This window comes from Janthinobacterium paucivorans (genome assembly GCF_051380805.1).
GTDB lineage: Bacteria > Pseudomonadota > Gammaproteobacteria > Burkholderiales > Burkholderiaceae_D > Janthinobacterium > Janthinobacterium lividum_D.
The window spans coordinates 79,244-105,357 of the sequence record NZ_JBNYXR010000012.1 but is presented as its reverse complement, the minus strand read 5'-3'; the positions used below and the strand labels follow the sequence as shown (position 1 = coordinate 105,357).

Annotated in this window: 22 protein-coding genes and 2 tRNA genes; 11 read left to right on the top strand and 13 right to left on the bottom strand. The window is 63.2% G+C overall.

The annotated features are described in order from the left end of the window. Positions 1 to 100 precede the first annotated feature (100 nt). The 4 genes from earP (at position 101) to ACQ4V8_RS15425 (ending at position 3,795) form a co-directional block, all read left to right on the top strand. Positions 101 to 1,270 carry an elongation factor P maturation arginine rhamnosyltransferase EarP gene (earP, locus tag ACQ4V8_RS15440; RefSeq protein WP_029496292.1) on the top strand — a complete coding sequence of 390 codons (1,170 nt, stop codon included), beginning with the start codon at positions 101 to 103 and terminating at the stop codon, positions 1,268 to 1,270. A 136-nt stretch (positions 1,271 to 1,406) separates the two neighbouring features. After that, positions 1,407 to 1,982, top strand: coding sequence for an elongation factor P (locus tag ACQ4V8_RS15435; protein WP_010396714.1), 576 nt, complete (start codon positions 1,407 to 1,409; stop codon positions 1,980 to 1,982). 206 nt (positions 1,983 to 2,188) lie between these two features. Next, positions 2,189 to 3,364: an amidase family protein gene (locus ACQ4V8_RS15430; RefSeq protein WP_436571764.1), complete on the top strand. Its 1,176-nt coding sequence runs from the start codon at positions 2,189 to 2,191 to the stop codon at positions 3,362 to 3,364. A gap of 65 nt (positions 3,365 to 3,429) precedes the next feature. Then, on the top strand, positions 3,430 to 3,795 hold the full coding sequence (locus ACQ4V8_RS15425) for an Ivy family c-type lysozyme inhibitor (RefSeq protein ID WP_436571763.1): 366 nt from the start codon (positions 3,430 to 3,432) through the stop codon (positions 3,793 to 3,795). Between the two features lie 160 nt (positions 3,796 to 3,955). On the opposite strand, the gene ACQ4V8_RS15420 is transcribed toward ACQ4V8_RS15425, so the two are convergent. Beyond that, on the bottom strand, positions 3,956 to 4,786 hold the full coding sequence (locus tag ACQ4V8_RS15420; RefSeq protein WP_196856809.1) for an AraC family transcriptional regulator: 831 nt from the start codon (positions 4,784 to 4,786) through the stop codon (positions 3,956 to 3,958). Between the two features lie 149 nt (positions 4,787 to 4,935). Here ACQ4V8_RS15420 and ACQ4V8_RS15415 point away from each other — a divergent pair, with 149 nt between their 5' ends. After that, complete coding sequence (locus tag ACQ4V8_RS15415; protein WP_029496293.1) at positions 4,936 to 6,177, top strand: MFS transporter; 1,242 nt, start codon at positions 4,936 to 4,938, stop codon at positions 6,175 to 6,177. A gap of 236 nt (positions 6,178 to 6,413) precedes the next feature. Then, positions 6,414 to 7,802: a cysteine--tRNA ligase gene (gene cysS / locus ACQ4V8_RS15410; protein ID WP_010396721.1), complete on the top strand. Its 1,389-nt coding sequence runs from the start codon at positions 6,414 to 6,416 to the stop codon at positions 7,800 to 7,802. A 62-nt stretch (positions 7,803 to 7,864) separates the two neighbouring features. Here the strand turns inward: cysS and dbpA are convergent, their stop codons facing one another. The 4 genes from dbpA to ACQ4V8_RS15390 form a co-directional block, all read right to left on the bottom strand. Then, positions 7,865 to 9,292, bottom strand: coding sequence for an ATP-dependent RNA helicase DbpA (dbpA, locus tag ACQ4V8_RS15405; RefSeq protein WP_196856812.1), 1,428 nt, complete (start codon positions 9,290 to 9,292; stop codon positions 7,865 to 7,867). 108 nt (positions 9,293 to 9,400) lie between these two features. Continuing rightward, complete coding sequence (locus ACQ4V8_RS15400; RefSeq protein ID WP_010396727.1) at positions 9,401 to 9,637, bottom strand: hypothetical protein; 237 nt, start codon at positions 9,635 to 9,637, stop codon at positions 9,401 to 9,403. 257 nt (positions 9,638 to 9,894) lie between these two features. Then, complete coding sequence (locus ACQ4V8_RS15395) at positions 9,895 to 11,538, bottom strand: acid phosphatase (protein WP_436571783.1); 1,644 nt, start codon at positions 11,536 to 11,538, stop codon at positions 9,895 to 9,897. Positions 11,539 to 11,749: 211 nt separating this feature from the next. Beyond that, the gene (locus tag ACQ4V8_RS15390; protein WP_261981083.1) at positions 11,750 to 11,881 is read right to left on the bottom strand and encodes a hypothetical protein; all 132 of its coding nucleotides are present in this window, start codon (positions 11,879 to 11,881) and stop codon (positions 11,750 to 11,752) included. A gap of 102 nt (positions 11,882 to 11,983) precedes the next feature. On the opposite strand from ACQ4V8_RS15390, the gene ACQ4V8_RS15385 reads away from it, so the two are divergent. Continuing rightward, complete coding sequence (locus ACQ4V8_RS15385) at positions 11,984 to 12,598, top strand: hypothetical protein (RefSeq protein ID WP_142303330.1); 615 nt, start codon at positions 11,984 to 11,986, stop codon at positions 12,596 to 12,598. Positions 12,599 to 12,664: 66 nt separating this feature from the next. On the opposite strand, the gene ACQ4V8_RS15380 is transcribed toward ACQ4V8_RS15385, so the two are convergent. From ACQ4V8_RS15380 to ACQ4V8_RS15360, 5 genes are all read right to left on the bottom strand, one after another. Further along, positions 12,665 to 12,741: transfer RNA gene (locus tag ACQ4V8_RS15380), tRNA-Met, on the bottom strand. A 143-nt stretch (positions 12,742 to 12,884) separates the two neighbouring features. After that, positions 12,885 to 12,961: transfer RNA gene (locus ACQ4V8_RS15375), tRNA-Met, on the bottom strand. Positions 12,962 to 13,017: 56 nt separating this feature from the next. Continuing rightward, entirely contained in the window at positions 13,018 to 14,196 is a 1,179-nt protein-coding gene (locus ACQ4V8_RS15370; RefSeq protein WP_043461460.1) for a methyltransferase, read from the bottom strand. 58 nt (positions 14,197 to 14,254) lie between these two features. After that, complete coding sequence (locus ACQ4V8_RS15365) at positions 14,255 to 15,133, bottom strand: hypothetical protein (RefSeq protein ID WP_010396750.1); 879 nt, start codon at positions 15,131 to 15,133, stop codon at positions 14,255 to 14,257. Positions 15,134 to 15,208: 75 nt separating this feature from the next. Further along, complete coding sequence (locus ACQ4V8_RS15360) at positions 15,209 to 15,418, bottom strand: hypothetical protein (protein ID WP_070347014.1); 210 nt, start codon at positions 15,416 to 15,418, stop codon at positions 15,209 to 15,211. A gap of 179 nt (positions 15,419 to 15,597) precedes the next feature. On the opposite strand from ACQ4V8_RS15360, the gene ACQ4V8_RS15355 reads away from it, so the two are divergent. Further along, positions 15,598 to 15,765, top strand: coding sequence for a hypothetical protein (locus ACQ4V8_RS15355; RefSeq protein ID WP_193365523.1), 168 nt, complete (start codon positions 15,598 to 15,600; stop codon positions 15,763 to 15,765). A 24-nt stretch (positions 15,766 to 15,789) separates the two neighbouring features. Here the strand turns inward: ACQ4V8_RS15355 and ACQ4V8_RS15350 are convergent, their stop codons facing one another. From ACQ4V8_RS15350 to ACQ4V8_RS15340, 3 genes are all read right to left on the bottom strand, one after another. After that, the gene (locus tag ACQ4V8_RS15350) at positions 15,790 to 19,557 is read right to left on the bottom strand and encodes an AAA family ATPase (protein WP_436571762.1); all 3,768 of its coding nucleotides are present in this window, start codon (positions 19,555 to 19,557) and stop codon (positions 15,790 to 15,792) included. Positions 19,558 to 19,578: 21 nt separating this feature from the next. Continuing rightward, positions 19,579 to 20,805: an exonuclease SbcCD subunit D C-terminal domain-containing protein gene (locus ACQ4V8_RS15345; RefSeq protein WP_436571761.1), complete on the bottom strand. Its 1,227-nt coding sequence runs from the start codon at positions 20,803 to 20,805 to the stop codon at positions 19,579 to 19,581. 82 nt (positions 20,806 to 20,887) lie between these two features. Further along, a complete protein-coding gene (locus ACQ4V8_RS15340) occupies positions 20,888 to 23,908 on the bottom strand; it encodes a sensor domain-containing diguanylate cyclase (protein ID WP_436571760.1) in 3,021 nt (1,006 codons plus the stop codon). Positions 23,909 to 24,203: 295 nt separating this feature from the next. Between ACQ4V8_RS15340 and ACQ4V8_RS15335 the strand changes: the two genes are divergently transcribed. From ACQ4V8_RS15335 to ACQ4V8_RS15325, 3 genes are all read left to right on the top strand, one after another. Further along, positions 24,204 to 24,575, top strand: a complete 372-nt coding sequence (locus ACQ4V8_RS15335) for a YajD family HNH nuclease (RefSeq protein WP_010396763.1) — start codon at positions 24,204 to 24,206, stop codon at positions 24,573 to 24,575. A gap of 180 nt (positions 24,576 to 24,755) precedes the next feature. Further along, entirely contained in the window at positions 24,756 to 25,064 is a 309-nt protein-coding gene (locus tag ACQ4V8_RS15330) for a hypothetical protein (RefSeq protein ID WP_196856817.1), read from the top strand. Continuing rightward, positions 25,061 to 26,053, top strand: a complete 993-nt coding sequence (locus ACQ4V8_RS15325; RefSeq protein WP_436571759.1) for a DUF2804 domain-containing protein — start codon at positions 25,061 to 25,063, stop codon at positions 26,051 to 26,053. The genes ACQ4V8_RS15330 and ACQ4V8_RS15325 overlap by 4 nt, the downstream gene beginning before the upstream one ends. Positions 26,054 to 26,114: the final 61 nt, after the last annotated feature.

Sequence of the window (26,114 nt, the reverse complement as noted above, 5' to 3'; positions counted from 1 at the left end):
GACCGGCTGAATCAGCCAACAAAAAAGCCGCCTGGTAACAGTGCGGCTTTTTTGTTGTTTGCCGGCATCTCAACGTTGTTTCCATCACCTTTACCTGCTCATGTCATTACCTAGCGATCGCGCACCATCTTTGGCTATCTTCTGTAAAGTTGTCGATAATTACGGTGATATCGGTATTTGCTGGCGCCTGGCGCGCCAGTTGAGCGGCGAACACGGCGTGGCTGTCACCTTGTGGGTTGATGATCTTGTGAGCTTCCAGCGCATCTGCCCCGCCATCGACGTGGCGGTAGAGGTGCAGCAGGCCGGCGGCGTGACGGTGCGCCATTGGCGCGCTCAGGATGGCGTGTTTGCCACTGACGATATCGCCGATATCGTCATCGAATTCTTTGCCTGTGACATTGCGCCCGGCTACATCGCCGCCATGGCGCAGTGCGCGCCGCATCCCGTGTGGCTGAACCTGGAAGGCTTGACGGCAGAAGAGTGGGTCGAGGGCTGCCATGCGCTGACCTCGCCACGCCATGGCATGATCAAATATTTCTTTTTTCCCGGTTTCACGCGGAAGACGGGCGGCTTGCTGCGCGAAGCGGGGCTGGACGAAAAGCGGCTGGCGTTCCAGGCCGATGCCCTTGCCATGGCAGCATTCCTGGGGCAGTTCGGCGTGACGGCAGCGGAAATGTCTGCTCTAAAAGTATCGCTATTCTGCTATCCGTCCGCCCCGGTCGCCGAGCTGTTTGCTGTGTGGCAGGCGGGTAGCGAACCGGTGACGTGCCTGGTGCCAGAAGGCGTCGCGTTCGATGCCGTTCAAGCGTTTATCGGCGACGGTACTGCGGCAGTCGGTGCTGCGCGCACGCGTGGCGCGCTCACCGTGCGCGTGCTGCCTTTCGTGGCGCAAGACGATTACGACCGCTTGCTGTGGGCCTGCGACGTCAATTTCGTGCGCGGCGAGGATTCTTTCGTGCGCGCGCAATGGGCTGGCCGACCTTTTCTCTGGCATATTTACCTGCAGGATGAAAACTTGCACCATGTGAAATTGCGTGCCTTCCTGCAGCGCTATGCGGCCGATGCGGACGCTGCCATCGACAGCCTGGTGCAAGCGGCGCTGGCCTGGAATGGCGCTAGCGTGCACGCCTTGTCGTGGGCGCAGCTGTGGCCGGCCTTGCAAGCCGACTTGCCGCGCATCAGTGCGCGCGCCCAAGCTTGGCAGCGGCAGATGCAGTCCAATGGCGATCTGGCAAGTAACTTGCTGGCGTTTGCCGGCGCGACGAGATAGGCGCTTGCTTAAAATTAAGGTAAAATGCCCGGTTATTTCTAACGTATTTTTAACCGATCAAACGCAAGCTTGCGGCGCTGATGGCGCCCAGGCGGCAGATGGTCTTCATGCAACCCCACTTTTTACGTACATTCCTATGAAACCCGCAAAAGAAATTCGTGTTGGCAATATCATCATGGTCGACAGCAAGCCAATGATCGTGTTGCGTTCTGATGTCAACGGTTCGAGCCGCACGGGCTTCACCTACAAATGGAAGATGAAAAATCTTCTGACGAACACCCCGATGGAAAACGTGTTCCGCGGCGACGACAAGTTTGACGTTGTTGTTCTGGATAAAAAGCCAGTGACGTATTCGTACTTCGCCGACCCGCTGTTCGTCTTCATGGACACCGAGTACAACCAGTACGAAATCGAAGAAGAAAACCTGGGCGATGCACTGCATTACCTGAAGGACGGCATGGAATGCGAAGCCATTTTCTATGACGGCAAAGCCATCTCCGTTGAACTGCCAACGACCATCGCCCGTCTGGTGGTGTACTCGGAGCCTGCAGTCAAGGGCAACACATCGGGCAACGTCCTGAAAGAAGCCAAGATCGAAAACGCCATCGATGCACACCGTCATAGCGTGCAAGTGCCGCTGTTCGTGGCACAAGACGACGTCATCGAAATCGACACCCGTACCAACGAATACAAGCGTGTCGTACGCAACTGATAGAGCGTCATGCTGCGCTGCTCGCAGGGTCCGACGAACACCGGTCCTGCCTGTCCCAGTGCTTGACTGCCAAGAAACGCTGCCTTCGGGCGGCGTTTTTTTTGCTTAAAAAATAATTTCTGTCGGCAACAATTATGTTGCAAGGACTGCTATGCTATGCCCAGAACATTATTGCGTTAGAAACATTGAGGTTTCCTGGAGATACCATGCAGCGTAGTCATATGGTGCGCATCGGCGCACATCGGGGAGCGCCGGCTATCGCAGCGGCCGTGCCGGTGCGCCTGTCGCGCCCGGTACTGACCCGTGCCACAGCGCCCGCCAGCCCGATGGCCCATCTGCTCGATGCAGGCGTCTTGCCGCAACAGCAGATGATGACGGCAGGCAAGCTCAGTTCCCATGCGCTGACGTCGCAGTACCTGGCCCGCATCCGCTCGCTGTCGAGTACCGGTGCGCGTGCCCATCCTGGCATTGAAATCAATCCTGATGCGCTGAAAATTGCCCTGGAAATGGATCGCGAGCGGCAGGGGCAAAAGGTGCGTGGTCCTTTGCATGGCATCCCTATCGTCCTGCGTGACAACATTGCCACCGGCGACCGCATGAAGACGCGGACCCAGGCGCCCCTGTCCACGCGTGCCAGCTGCGATTCCTTTGTCGCGGCGCGCTTGCGCGCGGCTGGCGCCGTCATCATCGGCAAAAGCAATTTGCACCAATGGGCTGCGGTCAGCGTGCCGTATGCCAGTGCCAGCTGGGCCGGCCTGACCATCCTGGCCGTGGACAGCGCGGCGGACGGCTCCACCGTCGCGCCCGCATCGACGTGTGGCCTGGTCGCCATCAAGCCCACGGGCAGGGCGGCAGGCGGGCAGGGCGGCGAGCCAGCCACTGCCGGGCCGATGGCACCGAGCGTGCGTGAAGCGGCCTGGCTGCTCGCCGCCCTGACGGGCGAGCGCCTGGTCGATGGCACGATGCTCGATGTGGCCGGCTTGCATGGGCGCCGCATTGGTGTCGCACGCAGTCTGTTTGGCCAGTGTGCCGGGACCGATGCCGTGATCGAGCAGGCACTGCGGGTGCTGCGCGAGCAGGGCGCGGAACTGATCGAGCCGCCGCCTGCGTCCGCGCCAGGCGATATTGCCGCGTTGCTGCGTTCGCACGCGCTCGATGCGCTGGTGGGGCCCACATGTGATGGCGTATCGCAGGCGCCGTGCGCCTTGCCGCATATCACGGTGCCCGCTGGCCTGGTGGGGAGCTTGCGTGTGGGTTTGTCCTTCATTGGCCCTGCCCACAGCGACATACCGCTCATTGCGATGGCGTATGCTTATGAGCAGGCGACGTTGCACCGGCGCACACCGGCACTGCCGTCGAGCATCATGCAGGCGCTGCGCTGATCCTGGGCGTCGCCGTGGTGCTGGCCGCCATGCCGGCGCAAGCGCGAACGCCCAAGCCGCCGTTCATGGAGCAAGCGCAACGCTGTGACGGTGGCCACACCTGCCCATATTCTGTCGAGCTCTACAAGGCCGATGATGCGTTTCGCACGGCCTCCAACGTGGCTTTGAAAAAGGCCGGCCTGAAGCGGCAGCGCTGGGTAGCCGATGGCATGGCCAGCCCGCTCAAGTCCATCGAGATCGATGGCAAGGCGCGCCTGCTGAGCCGCGTCTGCGAACCGCACAATTGCGTTCACCACTACACCATCCTGTACGACCGGCTGCAGCGCTGCATGGCCGGTGTGTACATGGGCAGCGATGCCAATGGTGGCGTGCACAGCGTGCACTTCGGCGCGCCCAGCATCGCCGAAGCCGACTTGCTGTTGAAGAACTGATGGACGCGTCGCTGCGTATTTCCAGCGCAAGCGGCGAGCTGGATGTTATCCTGATTCACCGTTACATGATCGACAAGTTCCACCTGTTCATAGACGCAGCGCAGTGGTAGCTATTCCTCTTCCTCGCCGCCGTGATTGGCGATGCACGCTTGCGTCATTCTCAGTCAGCAGCGCGCCACTCGCTCAGATAGTGCTGCGGCGTGCGCCCCAGGATGCGGCGAAACATGGCGCTGAAAGCGCTGGGGCTGGCATAGCCCAGCGCATAGGCGATGGCGGCCACGCCTTCACCCCGGTCGAGGCGGCAGAATGCCTCTGCCAGGTGGACTTGCTGCAGCCATTGTCGATAGTGCAAGCCCGTTTCCTTGGGAAACAAGCGGATCAGGGTGCGCGCACTGGCGCCTGCATCCTGCGCCCAGTCCTCCATGCTGCGCCGGCTGCCGGGGGCGCGCATGATGGCTGAGCAGATGGCCACCAGGCGGCGGTCGCGGGGCCAGGGTATGGCGATGGGCACGCTAGCGGCCGCCGTCAGTTCCGACAAAATCAGGTGCGCGAGCCAGTCGCCGCGCCCCGCCAGCGCATATTCGATCGGTTCGGCCAGCAAGGCCAAGATCAGCTCGCGCAGCAGCCGACTTACTTCCAGCACCTTGCAATCGGCGCCATACGGGGCCGCCACCTGCGCATCGATGTACACGGTGCGCATGCTCAGTTCGCTCAAGATGTGGACTTCATGCACGACGCCCACAGGAATCAGCAGGGCGCGCCGGGGTGGCAATATCCACACGCCATGCTCGGTCGAGACGCGCATCACGCCTTGTGTCGCATACAGCAGTTGCGCGCGCACATGACTGTGCAGCGCCGTATAGTCGCCCGCCGCATATTGCCGGGACATAGCTGTCACGGGCCGTGGCACGTGCTGGTAATCGTGCGAGCTGGTAGCGAGGCTGAACGGCACGCCATCGGCATGGGTCTGGGCGGGGTGGTGGGTATGCATGTGGGGCCTTGGGTGGCGCTCTCAGTTGTCACTCAGTTATCACTCAGTTGTCACTTATGCGACGATTATTGGAAGTTATCAGTTCGATGACCAAACTATACTGGGTTCTTGGCCGGCCGCCCGCTGTGCCCGATTATTGCGGAAGATACATGCATACAAGTACACCTGCCCCAGCATTGGCCCAGTCCGTGCCGGCGGTCCCCTCGCTTCATCGCTCCCCACAAGAATCCGGTCTGGCCATGCACATGCTGGGCGCCGTCGCCTTCGTGCATTTGCTCAATGACCTGATCCAGGCATTATTGCCATCGATTTACCCGATGCTGAAAGCCGAGTTTTCACTCAGTTTTACCCAGGTCGGCCTGATAACCCTGACGTTCCAGTGCACGGCATCGTTGCTGCAGCCGTGGATCGGCTTGTACACGGACCGCCGCCCCTTGCCTTTCCTGTTGCCCGTTGGCATGTGCTTTACCCTGGCCGGCGTGCTGATGCTGTCGATCGTCTCGACCTTCCCGACCCTGCTGATCGCTGCGGGCCTGATCGGCGTCGGTTCATCGACCTTCCACCCGGAAGCGTCGCGCGTGGCGCGCATGGCATCGGGCGGGCGTTATGGCTTTGCGCAGTCACTGTTCCAGGTGGGCGGCAATGTCGGCTCCGCGCTCGGACCGCTGCTGGCGGCGGCCGTCATCGTGGGCCGTGGCCAGGGCAATATCGCCTGGTTCAGTCTGCTGGCCGTGCTGGCCATCGGCGTATTGTACAAGGTCAGCCACTGGTACCGCGGCCACCTGGCCAGCTTCAAGCCGAAGGCCGGTGGTCATGGGCTGAACTTGTCGCGCAACAAGGTGCTGCAAGCGCTGGGCGTGCTGGCCTTGCTGGTGTTTTCCAAATACATTTACATGGCCAGCCTGTCGAGCTATTACACCTTTTACCTGATCGACAAGTTCCACCTGTCCATAGGCGCAGCGCAGCTCTACCTATTCCTCTTCCTCGCCGCCGTAGCGGCCGGCACCTTCATGGGTGGCCCCATCGGCGACCGCATCGGCCGCAAGCGCGTGATCTGGATTTCCATCCTTGGCGCCGCCCCTTTCACCGTGCTGTTGCCGTATGTCGACCTGTTCTGGACGGCCATATTGACGGTGATTATTGGCTTCGTGATTTCCTCCGCATTTTCCGCCATCGTTGTTTTTGCACAAGAACTGGTGCCAGGCAAGGTGGGCATGATCGCGGGCATTTTCTTTGGCCTGATGTTTGGCGTCTCCGGCATCGCTGCCGCTGCCATGGGCCACCTGGCGGACGTGTCAGGTATCGCCTATGTGTACCGGATATGTTCCTACCTGCCGCTGCTGGGCATATTGACGGCGCTGCTGCCGCAGATCGAGCAGGCAAAAAAATAAGCGCGTGGCGCGGGCGGGCTTGACGGCCCGCCCGTCTGCATGCGATATTTGTGCCATGACCACGTTTACTATCGTTCCAGTTTCTGCCTCGGGCGCCGCTCTTGCGCTGTGTCCTTGCGCCTGGCTCCGTGAGGATGCGGCAACGCGACGGTAAGGTTTTACTCCTCATTCGATGGCCACAGTGTTGAAAAACCTGTGGCCATTTTCTTTTTCCGCAGCGCTCATGAAAGTTTCGCATGACACTCCATTTGTACGACACATATAGCCGCAGCCTGCGCCCGTTTGAACCCATTGCTGCAGGCCATGCGGGCCTGTACGCTTGCGGTCCCACCGTCTACGATTACGCGCACATCGGCAACCTGCGCACTTATCTGTTCGTCGACGGCTTGCGCCGCGCGCTCGCGTTCAATGGCTTGCAAGTGCGCCACGTGATGAATATCACGGACGTCGGCCATTTGACATCGGATGCGGACAGCGGCGACGACAAGGTCGAAGCGCGTAGCCGGCGCAGCGGCGAGTCAGCGTGGGACATCGCCGCCACATTCACGCGCGCGTTTGAAGACGATTTGCGCCAGTTGAATATCTTGCCGCCCACCGTCTGGTGCCGCGCGACGCAACATATCGCGGAACAGATCGCCTTCATCGGCGATCTGGAAGCGAAGGGCTACACCTACCGCACCGACGACGGCATTTATTTCGACACCACGCGCCAGGACGATTATGGCCAGCTGGCGCGCCTGCAGCGCGATGGTCTGCAGGCAGGCAAGCGGGTGGAACTGGGAGAGAAGCGCGATATCTGCGATTTTGCGCTGTGGAAGTTCAGTGGTGTAGCGGGACAGCGGCAGATGGAGTGGGATAGTCCGTGGGGCCTGGGTTTCCCGGGTTGGCACATCGAATGCTCGGCCATGGCCGAAAAGCACCTGGGCACGTATTTCGACATCCATTGCGGTGGCGAAGACCACGTCGCGGTCCACCACAGCAACGAGATCGCGCAAACGCAGGCACGCCATGGCACGCGCCTGGCGAACTTTTGGCTGCACGGCGCTTTCCTCAAGACGCAGGATGCGAAGATGTCGAAATCCGCAGGTGATTTTTTGCGCCTGCAAAGCCTGCTGGAGCAGGGTGTCGAGCCGCTGGCCTATCGCTATCTGTGCCTCGGTGCCCACTACCGCAGCAGCCTCAATTTCACGCACGAGGCCTTGCTCGCTGCCGCCACCGGCCTGGCGCGCCTACGCGTGGCCGTGCATGCACTAAGCCAAGAGCGGGGCGCGACGGATGGCGAGGCCGATCCCGTTTGGCTGGCGCGTTTTACGGCGTGCATCAACGATGACTTGAACTATCCGCGTGCGCTGGCCGTGGCCTGGGAGCTGCTGAAAAGTGATGTGCCGGACGGCGTGAAAAAAACGACCTTGGCCCGCTTCGATGCGGCGCTGGGACTGGACTTGCTGCGCTGGCAGCCAGCGCAGGTAGACGTGCCGGCGCAGGTGCAGGCGTGGATGGCGCAGCGGGCCTCGGCCCGCGCGCAATGCCTGTGGGCCGAGGCTGACCGCTTGCGCGCGCTGGCGCGCGCGGCCGGTTATGTCATCGAAGATACGCCCCAGGGCCAGCAGGCGCGCGCCTTGTGAGTGCCCAGGCTTGCCCGTCCTGGTTACGTCGCACGAGACGCCGCTGCACGTACTGGCGCTGCTTACGCTTCGATAAAGCGCATCTTGAAGCTGCGGCCCTTGATGTTGCCGAAGTCGCGGCCCAAGGTATTGCCGGCGTTCAGGCGCTTGAAGGCCGCTTCGGCGACCTTGCGATCGAGTGCCACGTAGGTCATGAACTCGAAGACGTTGATCTTGCCCACTTGCTCCTTGGTCAGGCCCGCGTCGCCCGTCAGCGCGCCCAGCAAGTCGCCCGGGCGCAGCTTGTCCTTCTTGCCGCCCATGATGCACAGGGTAACCATGGGCGCCGGCAGCGCTTCCATGCCATCATCTTCAGCCAGTTCCTTCAGGTCGTGCCATTCGGCGGCGCTGTTCTGGTACTGCTCGATCAACTTGACCCATTTTTTCTCGTTCGGCGCGCACAGCGACAGGGCCAGGCCCTTCTTGCTGCCGCGGCCCGTGCGGCCGATACGGTGGATATGCACTTCCGTGTCTTTCGAGACGTCGACGTTAATCACTGCACCCAGGTCGGAAATATCGAGACCGCGTGCGGCGACGTCGGTGGCGACCAGCACGGAGCAGCTGCGGTTGGCGAACAGCACCAGGATTTCATCGCGCTCGCGCTGTTCCAGTTCGCCGTACAGGGCCAGCGCGGAAAAGCCTTGCTGGCGCAGTTCTTCGGCCAGTTCGCGGCAATGCACCTTGGTATTGCAGAAAGCCAGCGTCGATTCCGGCTTGAAGTGTTTTAACAGCTTGCCGACGGCGCTGTTGCGCTCGTCGAAGCCGATTTCGTAGAAGCGTTGCTCGATCTTGTTGTTGTCGTGCTGCGCCTCGACCGTCACTTCCAGCGGATTGACGAGGAACGATGCCGTGGCGCGGCGGATGTCTTCCGGATACGTGGCCGAGAACAGCAGGGTCTGGCGGCGTGCAGGGCAGGCGCTGACGATGCCGGCGATTTCCTCGTAAAAGCCCATGTCCGTCATGCGGTCTGCTTCATCGAGCACCAGTGTTTGCACGTGGTTCAGATTGATGGTGCCGCGGCCCAGATGGTCGCGCAGGCGGCCCGGCGTGCCGACAACGATGTGGGCGCCGTGTTCCAGCGAGGCGATTTGCGGGCGCATCGGCGCGCCACCCGTCAGTGTCAGAATCTTGATGTTGCCAGCCGCGCGCGCCAGACGGCGCAATTCATTGGCCACCTGGTCTGCCAGTTCGCGCGTGGGGCACATGACTAGGCCCTGCACGGCAAACCAGGCCGGATTAAGCTTGTGCAAGATGCCGATGCCGAAGGCGGCGGTCTTGCCGCTGCCCGTTTTCGCCTGGGCGATCAGGTCGCGGCCATCGAGCACCGCCGGCAGGCTTTGTGCCTGGATGGTAGTCATCTCGTGGTAGCCGAGCGAGTCCAGATTGGCCAGGAAGGCGGGCGTCAGCGGCAGGCTGGAAAAAGAATGGGTGGTGTCAGTGGTGGTGTTCATAGGGGCGTAGCCGGTAAAAAGCGGGTGGATGGGCACAGTCTACAGGCGTTCTACGCCCTTGTGCGGATGGTGGTGTGGGAGCTGGCGGCAAACGGCCGCCGGCATGGGTCAATGATCTGGCGCCCAGATGGGCAAGCCGGTCAGATCGAGGCCGGCGTCGCGCGTCCACACGGGTAAGCCCGTGGCATCGGTCGGCTCCAGCAATTCGAGCTGCACCTGCTTCAAAGCCACCTTGCGCACGCGCGGGCGGCGCTGCGGTTCCGGCGCAGGCTCTGACACTTCAAGCGCTGGCGGCGGACCGAAACCTGGCAAGTCGATGGTGGCGTTATCTTTTTTATCTCTCATTTCTGAACCTCTGGCCCCTGGCAGCGACAAAACGGCGCCGGGGAGCGGGCAAAAAACTGTCCGCCATGTGAATACTCTATGCATCTCGTCCAGAAAACAAAAGCCCGGCTACTGGAGTCGGGCTCATTGTTGGAACAACCGTCAGGAAAACCGGTCCTGCGGATTTAAGAACCTGCGGCGACAGGTTCAAAGTGCGGCACGCAGTGTATCACAGGCGTGCCGCATTGTGGGCGCCGCCGCGATGTGCCGCTGCGCGATCAGCGGAAGCTCAGCGCGCCAGTCAAGTCACCTGGCGGCAGGGCGCCGCGCGCCGCAAAGGCATCATTGCGTACTTTCAGGCCTTCGAGCAGCGGCAGATCGTGCAGGCGCGTGATCAGGCGCAGGATCGAGGTCGTGTCGTAGAAGCTGTGGTCGACGGCACCTTTTTTTGCGTAGGGCGAGACGACGATCGCGGGAATGCGCGTGCCAGGCCCCCAGCGGTCGCCTTTGGGCGGCGCCACGTGATCCCACCAGCCGCCGTTTTCGTCAAACGTGATCACCACGATCATGTCTTTCCACTGCGGCGATTGCTTCAGATGCTCGATGACGTTGGCCACGTGCTGGTCGCCCGACTCGATATCCGAGTAGCCGGCATGCAGGTTCAGGTTGCCTTGCGGCTTGTAGAAGGTCACGGCCGGCAGCTTGCCCGCCACGGCGGCGGCCAGAAATTTGTTCGAGATCGGGCTGTCGCCGGTGCCGCCGTCGCGCAGATGCTCGGCGCGCGCAGCGGTGCCAGGCGCGAACTGTTTGAAATAGTTCAGCGGTTGGTGGTGGAACTGGAAGTTCGGTTTGCTGCCGCCGCCCTTGCGCTCGAGCGCCGCTTGCCAGCCGCCGCCATACCACGCCCAGCTGACGCCCTTGCGCGACAGCAGGTCGCCGATGGTGTCATAGGTTTGTGGTGGCAGCGTGTTCGCGTCAGCCGGATCGGCATGCAGCGGGTCGCCGTCAAAGGCGGGGCGGATATAGCTGGGCTGGTACGGCGGCGCCATGGTATTGACGGCGTAGCCGTCCGGCGTGAGCGCGCCGTCGTTCACGTACTTTGGCTTGCCATCGAGCGCAGAGGCGGGGCAATCGGGCGAGATCGCCAGGCGCACGCCTTGCGGGCCATCGGACAGCACGGCGATCTTTTTCTTCGCCGCTGTCTCGGCCGCATTGAAATATTCGTTGGCGCGGCCCGTCACCAGGAACTGGTGGTTCATATAGGAGCCGCCGAAGGCCGCCATGAAGAAGTTGTCGCACAGCGTGTACTGCTCGGCGATCTGCCACAGGTTCAGGTTTTTCGACGTTTCGCCGTAGTGACCCATCACCAGGCCGCCGCTGTCTGCCCACGCGGCAAAGCCGTCGTTTTTGCCGCCATTGATCTGCATCTGGTTGTTATAGAAGCGGTGCACCAGGTCGCGCGTGATGATGCTTTCGGGCAGGGGCTTGCCGGCAGCGTCGCTCAATTTGTAGGGCGCGTTGGGCAGGCCGGAAATCTGCTCTTCCTTGATCAGATAATCGATGCCGCCAATATTTTGCTGGTTCGGCACCAGGCCGCCCCAGATCTTTGGCAAGGTGGCCAGCGGCTTGCCGTCGCGGTCCAGCTGCTGCGCCTGTTCGGCCGTGACGGCGGACAGGGGCGCGCTGGTGCCGGGGAAGTTGGCAAACAGATTGTTGAAGCTGCGGTTTTCCAGGTAGATCACCACCACGTTCTTGACGTGCGCCTTGAGTTTCGCATCGAGCGAGCCCTTGACGATAGACTTTTTGGCTGGCGCTGCGTCGGCCAGCACTGGCAGGCTGGCTGCCAGGCCGACTGCGGAAGCGGCCTGGAAAATGCGCCGGCGCGAGGGGTTGGCAGGTTGGTTGGCCGGATCGGCTGGCATGGCGGGGGCGAGGTCCTTCACACATTCTCCTTGGGTGTTTCTATGGGCGCAGGCATTGGCGGTTAGAGCTGCCGATGTCCGTGAAGCGGAAAATTGTATCACTGGCCCTGTGCCGGTGTGAACTATTGAGCCAGTCCTAGAACGGATACCGCACCCTCAGTGCCGCCTTGCGCTCGCGCTCATGCATGCCTGAGTAGCACCAGTCCAACACCTAAGCCGTGTACTGCTGGTCAAACAGCTTGGCCAGATGCATGTTGACCGATTGCGGCGTTTCCTGCACGGACAGGCCCAACTCAATGCTGGACGCTGCCGCGTGGCAGATGTAAAAGTTTCCTTGATGCAAGCTTCCATATGAGAAAATGCGGGCTGTCGATGTGCTGCGGAGCGAAAAATGATGTGGATAGTTGGCGCAGTCCTGCTTGTCTTGGTCGCCAGATTTTTATGGTTGGCTTTTTTTCATCGGGTCAAGGCGATGTCGCGCCAGGCCGAACTGATGAACTGGCGCGATATCGGCCGGGTGTCGAATCCTCAAGGCGGCAAGGATATATTGTTGGCGAGAAATGAGCGCGGTGCCCGCATCGACTGGCGCACGGGCGAGGTCTGGTTGATGAATCCCAAGGTAGCCGAGCCGTTTGCCGATTTTCTTGCCATCGAACGCTGGCTGACTTTGCGCGACATGCCGGTGGCGGACAAGCCGGTGCATGCCGCTCCTGCTCCTGCTCCTGCGGAGCCGGAACCGGCGCCTGAGCCCGGGCCCGTGCGCGACACCTTGCCGGCCTTCCAGCAAAAGGTCGACGCTTGCCTGGCCAAGGCCGAGGGTGGCCAGGAATTGCTGGAAACCAAGCAGGCTTTCGAGGCGGGCAGCGCTTCTTACCTCGAGGCGTCGACGGAATTGAGCAAGGCCGCGCTGGAGCTCGAAGTGTCGCCGGCGATGGTGGCCACGTTGCATATCAGCGCCTTTGCCGCCCTGGCTGAAACGGCGGGCGCCGACAAGCTCGAACGCGTAGCGGCCAGCCTGCATGCGGCGGCCAGGCAGATCCGGGCCAGCGTCGCCGCATAGCTGCGGGCAAGGCCAGACATGAAAAAACCGCTGAGTCCCTTGCAGAAGTCAGCGGTTTCTATGTATTGGTTGCGGGGACAGGATTTGAACCTGTGACCTTCGGGTTATGAGCCCGACGAGCTGCCAGACTGCTCCACCCCGCAGGCGAATTATAACCGACTTTGTTGCATTGCGAAAGGGCGCATGAAAAGCGGGGGTCTTGGGCTTGCATGAAGGCGCTGAGCATGCTGTGCCGAAAATGAAAAAACCGCTGAGTTCCTTGCGGGAATCAGCAGTTTTTATGTATTGGTTGCGGGGACAGGATTTGAACCTGTGACCTTCGGGTTATGAGCCCGACGAGCTGCCAGACTGCTCCACCCCGCAACCGAATTATAGCGCCGTTTGCTGCAATGCGCAATGGCCTTGCAGCAGTTCTGTTATCAGGCTGCCGCGAGGCGCCACAGCGAGGTGATTTCCTTCGAGCGGGCCGCATGCAGGCTGTCCGTGGCATCTTGCGCGCGCGGGTGCGTGGGTTTCACGTCCAGGCGGTCGACGACCTTCAAGCCCGCTTGCGCTATCCATTCAAGCAATTGCGCACGCGGGCGCAGGCCCAGGTGCTCGGCCAGGTCCGACAAGATCAGCCAGCCTTCGCCGGCCGCTTCCAGGTGCTCGGCCAGGCCGGCTAGGAAACCGCGCAGCATGCGGCTGTCCGGATCGTAGACGGCATATTCGATGGGCGAGCTGGGACGTGCGGGCAGCCAGGGCGGATTGCACACGATCAGCGGTGCGCGTCCCGCAGGGAACAGGTCGGCCTGCACCACGTCGACTTTATCGAGCAAATCGAGGCGGGCCAGGTTTTCGCGCGCGCACGATAGGGCGCGCGCATCCTGGTCGGTGGCGACGATGCGTGCGACGCCGCGCTGTGCCAGCACGGCGGCCAACACACCCGTGCCGGTGCCGATATCGAACGCCAGGCTGGCGCGCGGCGGCAGGGGAGCGTCGGCCACCAGGCCCACGTATTCGCCACGGATCGGGGCGAACACGCCGTAATGCGGATGGATGCGCTGGCCCAGGGCCGGCAGTTCCACGCCAGTGCGGCGCCATTCATGCGCGCCGATCAGACCCAGCAGCTCGCGCAGCGAGGCGATAAATGCTTCCTCGCCGCGGCCATACGCTTCATTGCAAGCCAGTTTCACATCCGGTGCGCGGCGCAGCGCGATCGTGTAGTCGGCCTCGAAGGGCAGCAGCAGCATGGCCAGGGTGCGGGCGCGTTGCGACTGCGCCTGGCGGTGCAAATGGAACGCTTGCGTGGCCGAGGGTTCGGCTTGCACCAGCTTGGCGGCCTTGGCCTTCTTGCTGGGCTTGTCGTTCTTGTGGTCGGCACGCCGCGCCAGCGCTTGCAGCAACTGGCGCGCGTTCTGGAAGTCGCCGCGCCATATCATGGCCGTGCCTTCGCAAGCCAGGCGGTAAGCCTGGTCGGCCGTCGTGCGGTCATCCGCGATGACGACGCGTTTGGGCGGCGGCATGCCGCTTTCCGAGCGCCAGCGGGCCGAGTGCTCGGCGCCGTTTTCGCTCCAGTGGATCTGCGGATGAACGGTAGGGGAAGAAGTGTCGGACATGGGATTCAATCGATAGAAGGTGGCGCGCGGCATGGTCGCCTGCGCAGGCCGTCTTCCATTATACGTCGCTGGCCGTGCTCTCAGCGCTGTTTGCGCCATAGGCGATGGCCAGCGCACGCGCGCGCGCCTGGTCGTCGGGCATGCTTTGCACGGGTTTTTTGGCTGTTTCGGCGCTATTGTCAGGCTGCACCAGTTTGAGCAAACGCAAGCTCAGGCTGCCCGCCAGGTCGCCCTCCTTGCCGCTGGCGCTGGCGCCATCGGATTGCTGATTGAAAATGCTGCTTTGCAATTGCTGGCCCAGCAGCTTGAACAGCTCGTGCAGATTGCCGGCGAAGGTCGTGGCGGGCAACGCTTTGGCGGGCAGCCCGGCGTCATCGGCGGGGCTTGCTTCCGGGCTTGCTTCCTCGCTTGCGCCTTGCGTTTGCTCAAGCACGCCCGCGCTGATGTTCGATTGATATTGCACTTCCAGTTCGAAGTCGAAGGTTTGGCCATCGGCCGTAGTGATCTTGCCCTTGCCGATGAAATGGGCGTTTTCATCGAGGCTGAAGGCGGCGGCGCGACTGCTGTTGCCGGCGCCCGAAACGCTGGCGCTGCCACTGCTGAAGCTGGAAGCGGCTTGCAGGTCGACCGAATCGAAAGCGATGCTGGCGCCGTCGCCGAACAGCTGGCGCGTCATGCTGGAGAGGAAATCTTGCGCTGTATCGACGGTAGCGTTGCCCAGCGCGTCCGTGCGCCGTTGCAAGCCCTTGGTCGACAGGTCCAGCGCATTGCTCGACAGGGCCACCATGTCTTGCCCCGGGCGCTGCATCAAGGGCATAGCGGCCAGGCCGGCCGTGCCGGCGCGCGGTTTTTGCAGCGCTTGCCCAGGCACGGGCGTGGCGGCAAGCTGGCGCGGGCCGGAAGCGAGGGGGGAAGCGTAGGCGGGAAGCTGGGACATGGTCGGTTCTATACGGGCTGTATATCGTCATTAACGACACTTCATTAACGACAATAATCGCCCGTACTTTAACCATTAGTGATGGTGCGACCAACTACCATCGGCCGACTCCAGGTAGGACTTGACGGCATCGGCCTGGCCCGTGGCGTGGCGCTTGAGTTCGCCGCATGCGCAAATACCCTGGTAGGGCTGGATATGCGAACAGGCGGAGACTTTTTGCAGGTAGACCTGCACGGATTTTTGACATTTGACGCACTTGAAGGTGAGGCTGCGGGCGGCTTTCATGGGTTTTCCTTGAACTGTTGCGGGACGCAGGCGGTGCCTGCGCGAAGGCGGCGATTTTAACGTACTCCGGCCATCGTTACACCTTGTTGCATCTGCGCCACGCGCAGGTCAACTCAATTCGCGCCATGACGTTGAACGTCTACAGGAGGTCGTTGGACCGCCATTGAAGAGGTAGCAGCATGGAAAAGCATGACAAGCAAAAGCCTGTACCACCGGCCAAGGAGCTGGTCAGGAAATGGTTGAAAGCGGAGCTGGAACAGCGCCGGCCCCCGCCCGACCCGGAGCAGATTCGCCGCGAACTGGGCTGGGATTTGCTCAAGCTGGGCCGCGAGTCTCTGCCTCGCTGATGGGCCGATGTGCGGGCAGCTGCGCTAGCGCACCGTCACCACGCTCTTGCCGCCGGACCCCGGCTGCACGAGGATGCGGGTGGCGATGCGCTCCGTCATTTCCTGAACGTGCGAGATGACGCCCACCTTGCGGCCCATCGCTTGCAAGCCGTCGAGCGCATCCATGGCGACGCGCAGGGTTTCCGTGTCCAGGCTGCCGAAACCCTCGTCGATGAACAGCGACTCCACGCGCACCCGGTTCGACGATAGCGAGGCCAGGCCCAGTGCCAAGGCCAGCGAGACGAGGAACGATTCGCCACCTGACAGCGAGTGTACGGAGCGTAGCTCGCCGCCCATGTCCTGGTCGCGCACCATCAGGCCGAGAGACGGATTGTTTGGATTGTCGATGCGCTCCAGTTGATAGCGGCGCGCCAAGTGGTTCAAATGCGCGTTGGCATAGCCAAGCAGCACTTCGAGCGTGAATTGCTGCGCGTAGTTACGAAATTTCTTGCCGTCGGCCGAGCCGATTAATTCATTCAGGCTGGCCCAGCGCCGTTCGATGAGGGCTTGCGCCTCGATTTGTGCCAGCATCGCCTGTGCGCTGTGGCGTCGGGCGTCATCTTGCGCGATGGCCAGGCGCAGACGCGTCGCTTCCTGGTTGGCCGCCTGGCGTTGCGTGCCAAGTGCGTCGAGCGCGCCCAGCAGCGTGGCCTCGTCCGTTTCTAGTGCTTCCGGTGGCCGCTCCAGGTGGGCCGCATGCTGCTGCTGGCGTTCGGCCAGCACCGACAGCGCCGCCGTGTGGCGGTCGGCGATCCATTGCAGGGCTTCGCGTTCGGCGCGCATGGCTTCCGGCGTGATGGCCAGATGTGCATGCAAGGCGGCCATGTCGGCGGGCGCATGGGCCCGATGGGCAAGCTGGAACTGGCGCAGCCAATCTTCCAGCGCCGCTGCTGCCGCGCTGTCTTGCCGGCGCAAGGTATCGAGGCGCAGGGCCGTTTGCGCGCACGCCTCATCGAGCCGCGCGCGCGCCTGGCTCGCTGCCTGCGCCGCCGCTTGCTGCTGCGCCAGCTCAGTTCTTGCGCGCGCGACGGCGCTTGCCAGCGTGCTTTCCACTTCGGCCACGGGCTGGCCACCCCACAATGCCGCGCGCTGCGCTTGCAGCGCTTTTAGCTGCACATCGAGGGCCGCGTATGCGCCATGCGCGTCCAGTGCCAGTTGCTGCGTCGTGCGTGCGGCGGCATTGGCCGCGTCCAGCTGCACTGCCAGCGTGGTCAGAGCATGGCTGCGGTTGTCCTGGTCCGCCTGCTGTTTCAGCCATTGCCGGCTTTCCGTTTCGCGCGCCGCGCGGAAGGCGGCAGGGCCGGCGCGCCAGCCATCTTTCCAGTCTTCGGCGCCATCCGTGTCGGCAAAGGCGGCATCGAGCTGTGCCAGCAAGCCATCGAGGGCGCTGCGCGAGGTCTGCGCCCTGTCCTTGTTTGCCGCCTGCTGCGTTCGCAACTGCGCCAGCCGTGTTTGCGTCTCAGTGACGGCGGCCGTCAGGCGCGCATGCTCCGCACCGGCCAGTTCGTGCGCCGCCTGTGCTTGCTCGCGCCGCGCGCTGGCCTCGCGCAACGCTGCCTCCTGCAGCGCCAGCGCCTGCAAGCGTGCCGCATTGGCCGCCAACTGCTGCGTGAACCAGTGCGCGCGCCCGGCTTCTGGCGGTAGTTGCAGTGTCTCGTCATGCGGCCGCCATTGTGCTTCCAGGGCGGCGATGGCGGGCGGCAGGGCTGCCAGTTCGGCTGCTGTTTGCGCCTGCTCACGCGCATAGCCGGCCAGCGCCGCCCTGTGCGTGGCCAGCTGCTCCAGATTGCTGCGCGCCTGCGTGCGGCAGGCCCGTACTTCATCTTGCAAGCTGGCCAGCATTGCTTGCAAAGGGTGATTGCCATGCTCAGCCTGCGTGTACGGGTGTTCGAGTGCGCCGCACACGGGGCAGGGCTGTTCTTCCTGCAGGGTCGCGCGCAGTTGTTCGACGCTGGCCGCGCATGCCGCTTCGGCACCCTTCAAGGATTTTTCCGCCTGCGCCAGGCCCGCTTCCAGCTGCGCCGTCCGCGCAGCTTGTGCCGCTAGCGCCGTGTCTTCCGCCAGCGCCGCCTGCGCCAGTTGCGCCGCCCTGGCTTGTCCGTGCGCCAGTTCCTGCCGCTTGCGCGCCAGCTCCGTCCACGTCTTTTCCGCCGTATTCAACTGGCGCGCATGCTCTTCGAGCTGGCCACGCTGTTGCTGCAGCAGTTGTCCATCGATCGCTTGTACGGCGCCAGCGGCTGCGCGCCGCTCGGCATCGCGCGTAGCCAGCGCCGCTGCGGCAGCGGCCAGCGCGGCCTGCTCTTGCTGCGCCGCATCGGTGGCGTGGCGTAGCCGCTGCGTCGATTCGGCCACGCTGGCGTCGGCCGCATCGGCTTGCGCGGCGACCTGACCTGCCTGGGCGAATAGCTGGTCTGATAATTGCCATGACGTGGCCAGTGCCTGCCAGTGCTGGTGCGCCGTCAGCCACAGACGGCCCGTGTCCTGCTCCGCCTGCACGGCGTGCTGGCGCTGCTGCACTGCCAGTAGCGCGCCGCGTGCCGACTCGTTGGCCTGGTCTGCTGCCTGCGCCGCGTCGCTGGCCTGGCGGTGCGCGGGCAAGCGGGCGCCAATGCCGGCATCGAGCGCCTTGGCATTATCGAGTTGTGGCGCCGCATCGCGTTGCGCCGCTTCCTTGGCCTGCAAGGCCGCCGCCGCCAACTGCAAGGCCTGCGCCAGTTGCGCCTCGGCAGCGACGGCTAGCGTCGCCTGCCCGTGCGACGCTTCCAGCGCGGCGCCGGTGCCGGCGATCTCGCTGGCCAGGCGCGCCACGTCGTCGATCAGGGCGCGCGCCGGCTGCAGTAATTCCCACTGCGCCAGCGCCGTGCGGCGTGCTTCTGCGGCGGCGTGTTCGGCAGCCGCATTGCCCAGCGCCTCCTGCGCCGCTGTCACCTGGGTTTGCAGCTTGTGCGTCTCCTGGTGCCAGCGCTGCTGCAGTTCCAGTACCGCCTTGCGCTGGTCGATGTGTTGCAGGCTGCTCTCGGCAGCACTGCATAGCGCCTCGCTGTCGGTTCGCTCTTGCGGCGACAGGGGGCGCTGGTCGGCCAGCTTTTCGCCCAGGCGTTCGAGGATCTGTTTTTCCTTCTTTGCCCGCTCGAAGGCGCGCATGGAAATGTCGCTATAGATGCTGCTGCCCGTCAGGGTTTCCAGCAATTCTCCGCGGTCATTATCTTCCGTCTTGAGGAAGGTGGAAAATTCGTTTTGCGCCAGCAGTACGGCGCGCGTGAACTGCTCGAACGACAGGCCGATGCGTTTTTCGATCTCTTCCTTGACTTCCGTCTTGGTGCCGCCGATCGCTTGCAGCGCGGGTAACTGGTGCAAGCTCATGGCGGTCGCCTGCAGCGCTCCCTCGGCTCTGGTGCGCGAGCGACGCACGCTCCAGCGCGCGCGGTAGTGAGCACCATCGTTGCCGACGAAGTCCACTTGCGCATAAGCGTCCGGCGTGCCGCGACGCAGCAGGGTGCGCGTATCCTGGGCGTTCACGGTTTCCTTGCCCACGTCGGGCAGCGCGCTGCCCCGGCCCAGCACCTTCAGCAGGCGCGGCGTGGCGTCATACAGGGCCAGGCACAGCGCGTCGAGCAGGGTGCTTTTGCCCGCGCCCGTGGGGCCGCTGATGGCGAACAGACCGCTAGACGCCAGTGGTTCTTGCTGGAAGTCGACTTCAAATTCGCCGGCCAGCGAGGCCAGGTTCTTACCGCTGATTTTCAGGATTTTCATGGTTCTTCAGGAGCGAAAAGGTCAGGCGCCGGGCAATAGCAGTTCGGCCAGGGCCGAAAGGAGTTCGGGCGGCGCTTCCTTGCCGTATTTTTGCAAGTACAGGCGGCGGAAAATGTCGTCGGGCTGCAACTGGCCCAATTGGTCGAGCGTCATGCTTTGCGTCGCGCTGCTGCGTGCGGCGCTCGAGGTTTCGATCTTCGCCAGACGCACGCTCTTGCCGTCGAGCGCGGTCTCGATGCGCGCGCGCAGGCCCGGTTCGGGCGCGTCCAGGCGCACGCGCACTTCGAGAAATGGCTGCTCTTGTGCCGGCGCAGCGGGCACGTCGAGCGCGCCCAGTTGCGCCAGCACTTCGGCTATGCTTGCTGGCGTGGCCGGCACGCGCAAGAGCGGCACGGCGCGCGGCACCTCGATGGCGCGTACGCACTGCAGCATGTCGCCGTCGATATCGAGGCACAGCACCTGGTGGCGGTAATTGACTTCCGCGAACGATAGGGGTATCGGGCTGCCGCAGTAGCGGATGTGTTCCTGCCCGCCGACGGCCTGCGCCTTGTGCAGGTGGCCCAGCGCCGCGTAGGCGATGCAGGCGTCGAAGATCCCTGACGGCAGCATTTCGGTGCCGCCGATGACGATGCGGCGTTCGGAATCGTTCGACATTTCGCCGCCCACCATGTGGCAATGGCCCATGGCAAGGATGGCTTGCCCGGGCTGGCGGCGCGCCAGCGCCAGGTCCGTCAACTGACGGTACAGCAGGGCGATGCCGCCCAGGTAGGCATCCTGGGTATCGCCGGCCGGCAGCTTGGGCACGTCGCCGGGGCGCAGGAAGGGCACTGCCAGGCACCAGGCCTGTACTTGCCCGTCGGCGCCGGGCAAGGGCAACAGCAGGCGTTCCAGGTCGATATTGCCAGCTTCATCGCGCAGCAGGTGGCCGATCACGTGCGTGCCATGCGCTGCCAGCAGGGGCGCGGGCGCTTCGAGCCGCCCGGCCGAATCGTGGTTGCCGGCGACGATGACCAGTTGCAGCGCGGGCAGGCGTGCGCGCGCCTGCTGCAGGAACACATACAGCTGCTTTTGCGAGGCTGCCGACGGGTTGGCGTTATCGAACACGTCGCCCGCTACCAGCAGCACGTCGATGCGTTCGGTGACGAGCGTGTCGAGCAGCCAGTCGAGGAAGCGCTGGTGTTCGTAGCCCCGTTCATGATTGTGCAGGGTCTGGCCCAGATGCCAGTCGGAGGTGTGCAGCAGGCGCATGGTGTGGCAAGGGTAGGGAAGACAGGCGCCAATATAGCAGGAATGATAGGGGGCAGACTCGCGCGCTGCGCCAGCGGCCATATCAAGTAGTCAGCACGCCGGCTCTGTAGGTATTGCGCCCATCCTGCTTGGCCTGGTACAGCAGGACGTCGGCGCGTTGCAGCAGCACGGCGGGAGAAATATCTTCGTCGCGATAAAAGGCCAGGCCGATGCTGGCGGAAATGCGCACGGTGATGCCATCGAGTTCGAACGGCTGCTGCATGGCTGCGACGATCTTTTCCGCCAGCACGACGGCGTCGTACGGCCGGGCGATCTGTTCCATGACGATGGTGAATTCGTCGCCGCCCAGGCGGGCGACGATGTCGGTGACGCGCATGGTCTGCGTCAGGCGCTGGGCGAAGGCACGCAGCAGGGCGTCGCCGGTGCCGTGGCCATGTGTATCGTTGACGTGCTTGAAGTGGTCGATATCCATGTACATGACGGCCATCAGGTGCTGTTGCTGGCCGCTGGCGTGCATGGCGTCGCTGAGTTTTTGCTGGAAGCCGGCACGGTTCGACAAGCCGGTCAGGGCATCGACCTGGGCCAGCTTCAGCAAGCGCTGTTTCTCGCGCTTTTGCACGGTAATATCCTGGCGCATGACATGAAAACCGACCACTTGCAGCTTGTCTTCGCCGATCTGCGGAATGTAGATCACTTCCATGCAACTCTCGATGCCTTCCTTTTGATCTTCTTCCTCGAAGCTCAACGTTTCACCGGCCAGCACGCGCGCGATATACGGCGCAATTGTGCGGTAGCGCGCCTCGCCGACGGTCTCGCGCACGCTGCGGCCCAGCGCCTGCCGTCCCGTCAGGCCGAATTCACGCTCATAGGCGATGTTCAGGAAGCGGTAGACCTGGTCCGCGTCGATGTATGCGATCATGGCCGGCAAGGTGTCGGCGATGGTGCGCAGGCGCGCTTCGCTTTCCAGCAGCGCCACTTCCGATTCGCGCAAGGTGGTGATGTCGTCCAGGCTGCCCACGTAGCCTTCGATCTGGTCATCGATGAGGATGGGGGCGATCTTCACGGAGACCCAGACCAGCTTGCCATGGCGTTGCAGGCAGCGCAAGGTCGCCTGGAACGGCGCCTGGGTGCGCGTGAGTTGTTCCAGCGCCACGTGCAGCAGCGGATAGTCGTCCGGGTGCACGGCGCTGCTCCAGCCGGCGCCCAGGGCGGCGGCGCGCGGCAGACCCGTGATCGATTCGAAGGTGCGGTTGACGTAGGTGCAGCGGCGTTGGCGATCCATGCGCACCAGACCGAGCGGCGAGGCGTCGTTGACGGCGGTCAGTTCGGCCTGTTTCTGGCGCAGTTGCAGTTCCTGCTGGCGGCGCTGCGAGATATCCTCGGCGATGCACAGGATATGTTCGATCTGCTGTTGTTCGTCGAACACGGGCACGGAGACGCAACGCAGGTAGTGCAGGCTGCCATCGGCCAGGCGCAACGGTTTTTCCGTGTGGTCGATGACGCCGCGCTCGGCCAGGATGGCGCGATCGTCCTCGGCATCGTGCAGGCCGAAGTCGGGCGGGAAGGCCTGGCAATCGGTCTTGCCGATGACGTCGGTGGCCAGGTGGCCGGTAATATCTTCGGCCGCTTTGTTCCACACCTCCATCTGGCCGAAATTTTCGGGGCGTGCGCTTTTCACGTAGACCAGCACCGGCAAATGGTCAATCAGCGACTGCAGGAAGCTGCGGTTGTCCTGCAGCGCCAGTTCGTCGTGCTTGCGCGCGCTGATGTCGCGCGAGGTGACGGCCACGCCGTCGGTGATCGGCACCACTTGGTGGCGCAGCCAGCGCGTGCCGCCCGAGGCCAGCGTCAGTTCGAATTCATCCTCCATCGGCTGACCCGTTTCCATCACCTGCACGAAACACTTGAAGAAACGCTCGTCACGCAGCAGCGGCACCTGTTGCAGTACACGCTGGCCCAGCAGTTCGCAGCGTGGCTTGCCCAGCATGTCGGCGGCCCGCTCGTTGACGTCGGCGAAGATGAAGTCTGCCACCGGCTTGCCCGGCGCGGCGCGCCAGGCCTTCAGCAGCAGTACGGAGTCGAGGCTAGCCTGGTGCGCCGCGCGCAGCAAAGCTTGCGCTTCCGTGGCCTGGCGGATGCTGTGGCGCAGGCGGGCGCCCTGGCGCATCAGCAGGGCCGTAAAGCCCACAATGAGCACGCTGGCGGCGAGCAGCGCATAAATATACGTCAGGCGGCGATGTTCGAAGCGCGCCAGGGCGCCAGCACGGCTGACGCCTACCACGGCCAGCAGCGGGAAACGTGGTAGTTCGCGGTAGCTGTAGATGCGCGCTGTTGTGTCGACGGGTGGATCGAGCAGCAATTCTTCGCTCGCCTGCTGGAGTGTATCGGGCTTGCGCAAGACGATGTGCTCGCTGCGGAACCATTGCTCGCCGATGCGTCCTACCGTCAGGCCGCTATCGCGCGCCACCAACATCAGTGCGCCCTGTTCGTCGAGGTTCAGCCGGTCATAATCGTCGACAAAATAGGTGGGGTCGACATGGATAATGATGGCGCCGGCAAAGCGGCCCTGCGCATCGTTCAGGCGGCGTACCAAACGGATGGTCCAGTGCTTGCTGCCGGCATCGAGCATGGGCGTGTCGACCAGGGCCGTATCGGACGAATTGACGGCCAGCGCCCGGAAAAATGCCTGCTTGGCCAGGTTTTCCGAAAAATACGCGTTGGCGCTGTCGATCACACGGCCTTGTGCGTCGATCAGGGCAATCGGCAGTGCCAGCTTCAATGGCAACACGCTGTCGAGCAGGCCCCGCCGGCGCATGAATTCATTCAGGCGCAGGCCGCCATTCGATTCCTCGTACTTCAGCTTGAACAATTGCGTGGCATGATCGGCCTGGCGCAGCGTGAAACTGGTATGGTCGGCGAGAGTGCGCGTCAGTGACTGACTGGCGGCCACGGCGTCGCGTACGGCGCTGGCGCGATCCTCGCTCACATGGTAGAAGACGGCCGTCCACAGCACCAGCAGCAAGACGAGCGCGAACAGGGGCACCAGGCTGATAAGGTACAGGCGGCGCGCAAGTCGTTGCAGGGGTCTGGTTATCGCTATCACGGGCGCTAGCAGGCTTGATTCATTGAAAAGGGGAACGTGGAGCAGTTGCATGGCGCAGATGAGGTCCGATCGGCTTTTTTCGCGGCGCCCTGTTACTGTCTCCATCGTCCGTTTATAGTCTGTCGCTGATTCTATTTTGCGTTAATTCTGCGATAAATCAAATATGCGCGTCGCTGCACAGGCGAAAAACAGGCGCCGCGCTGGTGGCACGGGCATTGAGAGTGGCAGAAAAAGTACAATTGGCCCTGCATCGTCATTAAAATGCTGATTCATTCCTTCCATATCGAAAGTTGTCATGCAAAGTAAAAAGCCCGACGCGGCAAGACTGGACAAGATCGTGGCTGAAGCGCGCCGTGCCGCCGACCAGCGCGAGAGCGGCTACCGCGAGCGCTCGCTAAAGATGTATCCGTGGGTGTGCGGCCGCTGCACGCGCGAATTCACGCGTGCCAACGTACAGCAACTGACGGTGCACCACCGCGACCATAATCACGACAATAATCCGCCCGACGGCAGTAATTGGGAATTGCTGTGCCTATATTGCCACGACAATGAGCACTCGCGCTATCTTGAAGCGGACCGTGGCGCCGGCTTGCTGTCAGCCGAGGTGGCGCCCGCCACGCACAATCCGTTCGCCGCACTGGCTGGCCTGATCAAGAAGAAGGACTGAACCGGTCGCTGGCTGCCCCTCCCATGCGCATGTGGTGGCCTAAGCTGGGCGCGAATGCGCTGCGCTTGCCTGTCGTCGGTTGCGTTTGCGGCATCGTGCGCCTGGACCGCGTGCAGTTGGCGGGCAAGCCGAGAGCGATAAAACGTGCAAGTACCACGTGCAATGCGGTATCTTTCAGCTATGCACAGCCCAGACCATCATATTTCTCTCGACCTTTCTCTTTTATCGCTAGCTGCCGCGCGCGCCTGGCACCGGGGCGCCGAGGCGCACCGTTCGCACGGGCGCGTCGAGATCAAGTCGCTGGCGCTGGAGGAGGGCGTGCGCCTTAATTACCGCCTGGTGCAGGACGTGGCCGGCGCCGTGCAGCGCCTGGCGCACTGGCATGCCTGCCCGAATATTGATATTGCGCAAGCACGGCCGGGGCTATTCGGCGCGCAGCTGGCCGAGGCCCTGTACGACAGTGGCGCTAGCGCAAGGCGGGCCGCATGATGCTGCCACCGGCTCCTTCCCACCTGCTCGACGCTAATGGCGTTCCATGCTTAGGCCGCTACACGGGCCAATTGGATGCATTCGACTGGGCCGCGCTGGCGCCGCCGTACGCGCGCGGCGCATTCTGGCGCTTGTTTCACCACAAGCGCTGGCATTACGTGGCCCTGTCGACGCCGACCCTGTTCTGTGGCGTGGCCATCGTCGACCTCGGTTGGACCAGCACGGCGTTCGCGTATGCCTTCGACCGCCACAAGGGCAAGATCGTGGCTGCCTTTTCGCAGGACGGCGTGCCGGGCCTCTGCGCCGCCGTGGCGCCGCACGCTGCTGCCAGCAGCCGTTTCCGCTTCCTGGCACACAGCATCGTCATCGAGGCGCAACCGCAGCAGCGTTTCCGCCTGCAGCTCGATTGTGGCCATTTCGGCATCGACGCGCAATTCGGCCCGCCTGTGGCGCCTATCCTGTTGGCGATCGGGCCGGTGGCCGAGGGTGGCAGCGTGCATGCGACGCAAAAATCGGGCGGCCTGCCCCTGTCGGGCAGCGTGCGTTGCGGTGCCCTGGGCTACAGCCTCGATGATGGCGTGGCCAGTTTCGACTATTCGAACGGCTTGCTGGCACGCGAGACGGAATGGCGCTGGGCTTCGGCGCATAGTCTGGAGCTGGGTTTCAATCTGCAGGCCGGCTATTTTGGCGCGCATGAAAACGCGCTGTGGCTCGATGGCCAGCTGTATGCGCTGGGCCGCGCGCATTTCGACTTCAACCCCGACAACCCGCTGGCGCCCTGGCACGTGTGGACGGACGACGATTTATTGGACTTGCACTTCAAGCCGGAAGGGGCGCGGCGCGAGGATAAGAATCTGTGGCTCGCCGCCAGCCGCTACATCCAGCCTATCGGCACCTTCAGCGGCTGGGTGCGTGCCAGCGCGGATTGTCCCAAGCGCATCGTGGCACAACTGGCGGGCGTGACGGAAAGCCATCGTTCGCGCTGGTAGGCGCATGGTTTTTTGCGAAACGCACCACGCGGTCAAGTTTTTTTGGCAGCGTATCCTATAC